Source organism: Haladaptatus ordinarius, from assembly GCF_054177595.1.
Window position 1 is genome coordinate 1 of sequence record NZ_JBPEHH010000154.1, and the last position, 7,165, is coordinate 7,165.

The window sequence follows — 7,165 nt, forward strand, 5'->3', positions numbered from 1 at the left end:
TAGCCTCATTACGCACCAATCCGGACAGCGGCTGAATCAGGCGACTGATTCAGTCGCCTCATTCTGACTACTACGTGTCAGCAACTGGTCTCTTGAGCCAGAGTGGACAACTAGCGATATTAGGGTTTGCAGTCGACCACTTGTTCTCTCGGTGAGAATCCGTGAGACAAGTCATGAAGGTAGACTCCGGGCTGTGCCAACCAGCCGGTACTCCTATCTCCACCCAAACTGGACGAAGACTCGGAGTTACTTTGATTCATGTCGAGACGAATATTCTCCGCCCCATTCACGTCGGCGTTGAACGCCGCATCACACTCCTCACAGACGTACAGACCACGTTCGACACGCTGACTATCGTTTTCCCTACCGCACACGCAACACGTCTTACTCGTGTCTCGCTCAGACACTCCCACGACTTCGATACCCTTGACCTTCGCCTTGTACGTGAGAATCGACGTCAAACGGTCGAACGCCCACCCGTGTAGGTCGAGATTCCCGTGCCGCCCCCAGTTCTTCGAGTCGCCATTTTCGTCTTCTCGAACGCCAGCGAGTTTCCCGACGTTGATTCGCCCAACTCCTCGCTCCACACACCGTTCTACGATGTGCTTCGCTAAGGAATGGAAGAAGTGAGTGCGGCGCTCCGACCACTTGTGGTGGAGGCGGGTTGCTCGTTCACCGCCCGAGTCGTCGCAGTTGGCAATTTCTTTCGGAAAGTAGTAGCCGTCCTGTTTGGGGCGGTTACCGGGATACAAATCGGCGTCCTCAGTGCTGTACGCGACGGCGGCGAAGTTACAGATACCGAGGTCGATACCTGCTGTCTCGGTACCGGGTGCAGTGGGCGGCTTGATTTCGTCTTTGCAGACAAGATGCAGTTCCCACCGACCCTTCGCGTTGTCGTAGACGGCGCGAACCTGTTGCAGGTTTTCGACCGTGACACCGGGCCGGGTCTCGTACTCGACAAGGATGTATTCCAACGCTCTCGGGTGTTCCTTGTGATTTGCACCCTTCGAGAGCCTGACGCGGTTGTGCTTGGTGTCGTGCCGAATGCCGTTTTGCTTCCACGTCACCGTGCTATGGGGGTGTTCTTCGTGGACGCGGTTTCCAGCATCGTCGTAGTAGTTTTTCTTGCGGTAGCCGGGCGGATTCGCTCGGTCGTCGGACTTCCTCTTGCCGTACCATGAGTTGAAGGCTTCAGCGAGTTCCTCCAGAACGCACTGACTGGACTGCGAAGAGCGTGTCATAGAATACGTCTCACACCCACTACCCAGCAATTATACGGTCCTCATTTCACTTGTAATCCAGTGGTTCCACCAGTCATCTGTTTTATCCAAGATTAAGATCGTGGATAATATCGATTGAGAACTATTGTATGACACCCTCCTGCGAATGCAACCCCTTGTATTTGGTGTGACCTTTCAACTTGTCTTTGAGGTCGCCGTGGTCGGGAATCTCGCCCGTTTCATCCCAGACTTCTCTGGAATGGTAGTTGGCGACGTTCCAGAGTTTGTTGGCCGACCACCCATGCCGGTCGAGCAAGTCCTCTATCTGTGAGTGGTTGAGGATTTTCGCTCGATGAGTACCTCCCGGATGGTGTCTTGATCGCACTCGTCAGCCGTGACGGAGATTCACAGATTCCCGAACCAGATCTGACGCTTCAGCACGGCGATCACCTCACGTTCGTCGGTCGACGGGACGCCGTTCACAGCGCGATCGAACAGTGCCACCCTCAGTGAGAGTGTATTTCTGAGGTCGAAACACAGGGGAGCAGTCTCCCTCTACCGAATCCCTTGATAGAGGATGTACGCGACGAACACGCTGAGATATGCAAGCGCGAGCGCCTCGGTGACGAGGGATCGATTCAGAACGATGACCAAGCCAATAACGAGGGGACCAAGCAACAGCAGCAAGTCAAAGATGCGGTCATCGGCACCGGCTTCGAACACAGTGGAAATAACTGGAAGGTCGCCTAGTTTCATTGGTAGAGTCCTCCACGCTTGAAGATCGTTCGGAGCATCACGAGTACGGGGATGATTTCGAGGCGTCCGATCCACATGTGGAAGAGGAACGTGATCTTCCCGATTGCCGGGAGTGACTCAGATCCCGTAATTCCCGACGAGAGACCTACATTCCCTTGAGCGCTAGCCACCTCGAACATTACGTTGGCGAGCGAATACTCTCCAGACGGGAGCGTGAGCAGCAGTATGAAGGTACCGACGACCAGGAACGTAATCCAGAGGACGACGATGATCGCTGCCTCCATGAATTCGCGGCTCGCTTCTTTCTCGTTTAGTCGCCGGCCGTTGATTTTTAGCCGTCGCACGGCAGTCTCGGGGTAGAAGACATCCGCGATTTGATACCGAATTCCTTTCGCGAGCGTCAGTCCACGAATGAGTTTGATGCCACCCGCAGTTGACCCAGCAGCACCACCGACGAACATCCCGAACGTGACTGTCAACTGAGCGTACGACGGCCACCGGCCGAGTGCAACAGTGGTCGAATCGACAGCCGTCTGGAACCCCGTACAGGTGGCAGCCGAAACGAATTGGAACAGGCCATAGCGCAAGGCAGCGAAGGGTGTCTCATAGGGACCGGCGTAGTACAGGAAACTCCACAACAACGCCGACCCGATACCCATATAGCCGAACACCCACCGCGTCTGGAGATCGGAGTAGAAGTTCCGGATATCCCCTTGGAGGATGAGGTAATGCACCGGGAATGCGATACTCCCCAAGAGCATAATCGGAATCAACACAAAGTCGATCAGGGCGCTATCGTAGGTCGCAATCGAGTTGTCCGTAATCGAGAATCCGCCGGTTGCGAGGCCCGTCATGCCGTGATTGATTGCCCCCCAGATCGGCATCCCTGCCAGCCACAGCGCGAGAATCGAGACGAACGTAAACAGAATGAAAATCCACCAGATCGTCCTGACCGTCGAGACGATGCTCGGGTGAATCTTCTCCGAGCGGGCCTCACTTTCGTAAAGCGTCAGCGACCCGCTCCCAGGTCGTGAGAGAATTGCCGTCGTCAAAACGATCACTCCGACCCCGCCGACCCATTCGGTGAACGTTCGCCACCACTGGAGTGTGCGCGGAAGCACCTCCTCATTGTCGGTCATCGTAAGCCCTGTGCCGGTGAAGCCACTCATACTTTCGAAGATGGCGTTAAGTGGCTCGGTGAACGCTGCGAGCGTTGCCGTCTGAGCAGGTGTTGTGAATCCCGGCACGCCGAGCTGGACGATCCACGCGATCAACAGGAACGGTAGCGAGCCAAAGATGCCGACGGAAAACCATCCCGAAGCGGCAACGATCATTCCATGGAATCGTCCTGGAGCTTCAGCGTCCCTGAATCGTCGATAGAGCAACCAGCCAATCCCTAACGGAATGACGGCGGAGACCAGCAGTGCCGGGAGTGCATAGTACTCTCCCCAGAGGATGGGTACGACGAGCGAGACCAGCATTAGCCCGCCAAGCGCCTCCAAGATTCGACCGATATCTCGGCCGACAGTTGCAATGGATCCGTTCATGCGTTCCCCGTGCTCGCGATCAGAGCTGTCGAGATCGTCCTGAAATTCAACATTGTCAATCTACTAGGTGTGGTCTTCATAGTGCCCAAAGATGTCCGTAATCTCCGGATCGGCGCCGACACCGGAGTACACTGTCAGCAGATCGTCTTCCTTGATTATCGTATTCCCGCGAGGAGTGATCGGGTGATCGTTCCCTTCACGTTCGATCGCAACAACGAGCATCTCGTCGGTGATAAATCCTGCCTGTGTGGCTTCTTGGAGCGTTTTCCCTGCGATAGGAGCCTCTTCGGTGACTGTGATTTCGAAAACCTCCGCATCCTCACCAATGCGCATATAATCAACAATCGCCGGCCGTGCCACAGCCCGGTAGAGATACTCAGCGATGAGCTGTTGGGGGTTCTCCATCGTGTTTACGCCAATCTGCTCGAACAACCCCATGTGTTCTGGGTTGTGAACGACCGAGAGAATCGCAGGGATCTCGAATTCCCTTGCGAGCAGGCATGTCATCACGTTCGTTGCGTCCTGATCCGTCGTCGAGATGAGTGCATCCGCCTGCTCAGCACCGGCATCGTCCAACGTGTCTTTCGTCGTGGCGTCGGCGTTCAGTACTAAGCAGTCAAACTGGTCAGCGGCTCGATTTGCGCGTTTTTCATCACGCTCGATCACGACGACCTCGTTGCCAGACCGCGTCGCAATATCGATAAGCGGTGTCCCGATATCGCCAGCACCGATGATGATAATGTACATAGTGATTACACCTCCAGTCTCCGCAGAAGCGCTTCACGAACCGACATCGGCGATTCCTCCGGTCCGCGGGCCATAACAACGGTTTGAGTTAGTTCTGTGCCGATCTTCTCCGGGAGCGACCCGAAAACAGCCTGTGAAATCGTCCCCGCCCGTGTCGCACCGACACAGACCGTGTCGTACTCCTGAGAAGCCTCAATGATGGCTTCTTCAGTGTCTTCAGCGACCATCACCTTGGAATCGTACGACATGTATTCGATTCCAGCGCGTTCAGCTAAGTCGGCAATTACTGCTTCACCAAGCTCGATGGGCGAGAGGTTCTCGTCAGTCTCGGACTCTGGAGATTGAACGTTGAGAAGCGTCAACGACGATTCGTCGGATGCGGCAACGAATTCAGCAGCACGCCGGGCTGCAACCGGCGCGTGTGGACCCTCGCCAGCAAGCACCATGATATCCCCTTCCCCGCGCCCATCGCCGGGGCCGAGTTTCACGAGCGTCGCGTCACACGGTGCACGCCCAATTACGGGATCGATCGTCGACCCCAGGACGTGTTCACGCCGGCTCCAGGTGCCCTGCCAGCCGAGCAGGACGTGATCTGCGTTTTCTTCTTCGATTACGTCCAAGATGACAGATCCAGCGTCGCGACCGACTATCGCCCGAGTTCGGAGCCCAATATCGAGTTCGGTGGCAATATCGCGAGCAGAGTCAAGCAGTTCCTGTTGCCGTTCGACTCGCTCCTCTTCGAACGTGAGATCCTGGGAGAGCGAGGTTTGACGCGGAACCTCGATGACGTTGATCGCGATTACCTCAGCGTGTTCGTCCTCGTGAGCGTGTGCGCTAGCCGCAGCCATTCGGAGGAGATCACGTTCTGTCTCCGGATTCGCGACCGGGACGACGACACGATAGCGTCCTTCGCCGTTCGTCATCGTTGTTGGTTCGGGAGCAATTGCTTCACCGACCAGGCTGGTACTGAGTGCCCGATCACGTGCATACCCGAAATACCAGAGCACACCGAAGACGATGATAACAGTGCCGATAACCTGGACGATGACGTTCATCTGTACCAGAATCACAAGACAGGCCACGAATCCCAGAATCGGCACGATAGGATACAGACCCATCGGGATTTTGAAAGACGGATCGTACGCATCTGGATTGGCCCGACGCAACACGACGACTGCAACGTGGACGAGGGCGTACGTCACGAGGTACATGAAGCTCGCCACCTCGGCGAGTGTCCCGACTCCAACGCCGACCGCGATCAGGACGAGAGTGATAATTCCCGTAACCGTAATCGCCCGGTACGGCGTCCGGAACCGTTCGTGGACCTCGTTGAGCCAGTTGACGAGGATTCGGTCACGACCCATCGCGAAATTGACCCGAGCGGCCGAAAGAATACTCGCATTCGCACTCGACACTGTCGCAAGGACGGCCCCGACGATCATCACAAGTGCTCCGATCGACCCCATGAATTCGGTAGCAACGTCGGCAACTGGAATCGGGGATGTCGCGAGGGCCTCAATCGAAAGCGTTCCCGTCGAGATGAACATGACGCCGACGTACATCAGCGTCGGCGTCACCACAGCCGCGATCATCGCGAGCGGAAGGTTTCGACTCGGATTCTTGATCTCCTCGGCACTGGTCGCAATAACCTCAAAACCGATGAACGAGACGTAGACTGTCCCAATCGTCGCTGCAACCGCTGGCCACCCATTAGGGTTGAATTCGCCGAGAGTCGGTCCACTGAAGATGCCAAGAGCGAGGAAGGCGAGAATGAGTCCGACGAGCGACAGGACAATGACGTTCTGAAGCGAGCCAGTCTCCTTGACGCCGTAGTAGTTGATCCCTGTCAGAATCGCTGCCATCACGAGTGCCGCGACGGTAATTCCGATTTGTCCCCAGCCAGCGAGGAATCCGATGTACTCTCCGAGCCCTGGGAGGAGATACTGGCCGAAGCCAATCATGTAGAACGCCGAAGCGAACGTCAATCCAGCCCACATCCCCCAGCCAACGATACTCCCGAAGAACGGTCCGAGCGCTCGATTGACGTAGTAGTAACTGCCGCCCGCCTTCGGCATTCCGGTCGCCAATTCCGAAAGGGAGAGGGCCGCTAAAAACGACACCAAACCCCCACCGAAGAACGAGATCATACTGGCGGGACCGGCCTGCTCGGCAGCGATGCTCGGGAGGACAAAAATCCCTGCTCCGATCATCGTCCCGAGACCGATCGTGTAGGCCTCGAGGAAGCCAAGATCACGGGCGAGTTCTTGCTCGGTCTCACTCATGCGAAACCACCTGTGTCATGCGCGTCGCTACATGTATGCATATTCAAATCAAGTCTCCCATCATTCGTTTTCGATCTCTTCTGGAAGCGCAATAACCGGCCGATCTGCGTCTGTGACGAGTTTGAGTGCCTTGTCACCGGACAAGAACTGGACGAGACGATTCCCACCGCGAGGACGAAACGCAATAGCGCTGGCATCCACATCCGCTGCGGCGTCGAGGATCGCAGCAACGACGTCTCTACGGTATGCAGTTTCGGTGTCGATCTCTGGGATGAATCCACGAAACGCACCGAATGCCTCTGAAGCTCGTTGTTCAGCCTGTTCGAGAGGGAGCCTGTCGGGAACTCCTTCTCCTTTCTCGATTACGTGGACAACGGTTACGCGGCCGTATTCATAGTCATCGAGTATCCGTGCTGTTTCACGTGCATCCTCTTCGTCTACAACCGGGACGAGAAGATGCTTTGTAAATGACTCTGGCATGTCTTACTCCTCCGTCCATTCGTATTCGGTTAAGAGGCTAAATCGCAAGCCGACGGCTACCTGAACTCGTAGAGCGAAGGGGAGGTTGTATGAGACTCTCCCCGGATGCAATTACATCGCTGCTGACTTCGCT

6 protein-coding genes and 2 pseudogenes are annotated in these 7,165 nt (G+C 56.0%); 1 reads left to right on the top strand and 7 read right to left on the bottom strand.

The genetic code is table 11. The features are described 5' to 3' along the window. Positions 1-119 precede the first annotated feature (119 nt). Together ACR3FF_RS24840 and ACR3FF_RS24845 are read right to left on the bottom strand one after the other, a co-directional pair. Positions 120-1,229: pseudogene (locus ACR3FF_RS24840) on the bottom strand (RNA-guided endonuclease InsQ/TnpB family protein); the annotation flags it as partial. Between the two features lie 157 nt (positions 1,230-1,386). Beyond that, positions 1,387-1,605 (bottom strand): annotated as a pseudogene (locus tag ACR3FF_RS24845) (RNA-guided endonuclease InsQ/TnpB family protein); the annotation flags it as partial. Between ACR3FF_RS24845 and ACR3FF_RS24850 the strand changes: the two are divergent. Next, positions 1,596-1,733 carry a TrkA C-terminal domain-containing protein gene (locus ACR3FF_RS24850; protein WP_458190799.1) on the top strand — a complete coding sequence of 46 codons (138 nt, stop codon included), beginning with the start codon at positions 1,596-1,598 and terminating at the stop codon, positions 1,731-1,733. The pseudogene ACR3FF_RS24845 and the gene ACR3FF_RS24850 sit on opposite strands and share 10 nt — an antisense overlap. 42 nt (positions 1,734-1,775) lie before the next feature. Here the strand turns inward: ACR3FF_RS24850 and ACR3FF_RS24855 are convergent, their stop codons facing one another. The 5 genes from ACR3FF_RS24855 to ACR3FF_RS24875 form a co-directional block, all read right to left on the bottom strand. Further along, entirely contained in the window at positions 1,776-1,976 is a 201-nt protein-coding gene (locus ACR3FF_RS24855; protein WP_458190800.1) for a hypothetical protein, read from the bottom strand. Continuing rightward, the gene (locus ACR3FF_RS24860) at positions 1,973-3,523 is read right to left on the bottom strand and encodes a TrkH family potassium uptake protein (protein WP_458190801.1); all 1,551 of its coding nucleotides are present in this window, start codon (positions 3,521-3,523) and stop codon (positions 1,973-1,975) included. The genes ACR3FF_RS24855 and ACR3FF_RS24860 overlap by 4 nt, the downstream gene beginning before the upstream one ends. A 63-nt stretch (positions 3,524-3,586) precedes the next feature. Next, positions 3,587-4,270: a potassium channel family protein gene (locus tag ACR3FF_RS24865; RefSeq protein WP_458190802.1), complete on the bottom strand. Its 684-nt coding sequence runs from the start codon at positions 4,268-4,270 to the stop codon at positions 3,587-3,589. 5 nt (positions 4,271-4,275) lie between these two features. Further along, on the bottom strand, positions 4,276-6,552 hold the full coding sequence (locus ACR3FF_RS24870) for an amino acid permease (RefSeq protein ID WP_458190803.1): 2,277 nt from the start codon (positions 6,550-6,552) through the stop codon (positions 4,276-4,278). A 60-nt stretch (positions 6,553-6,612) separates the two neighbouring features. Beyond that, positions 6,613-7,032 carry a universal stress protein gene (locus ACR3FF_RS24875; protein WP_458190804.1) on the bottom strand — a complete coding sequence of 140 codons (420 nt, stop codon included), beginning with the start codon at positions 7,030-7,032 and terminating at the stop codon, positions 6,613-6,615. Positions 7,033-7,165 lie beyond the last annotated feature (133 nt).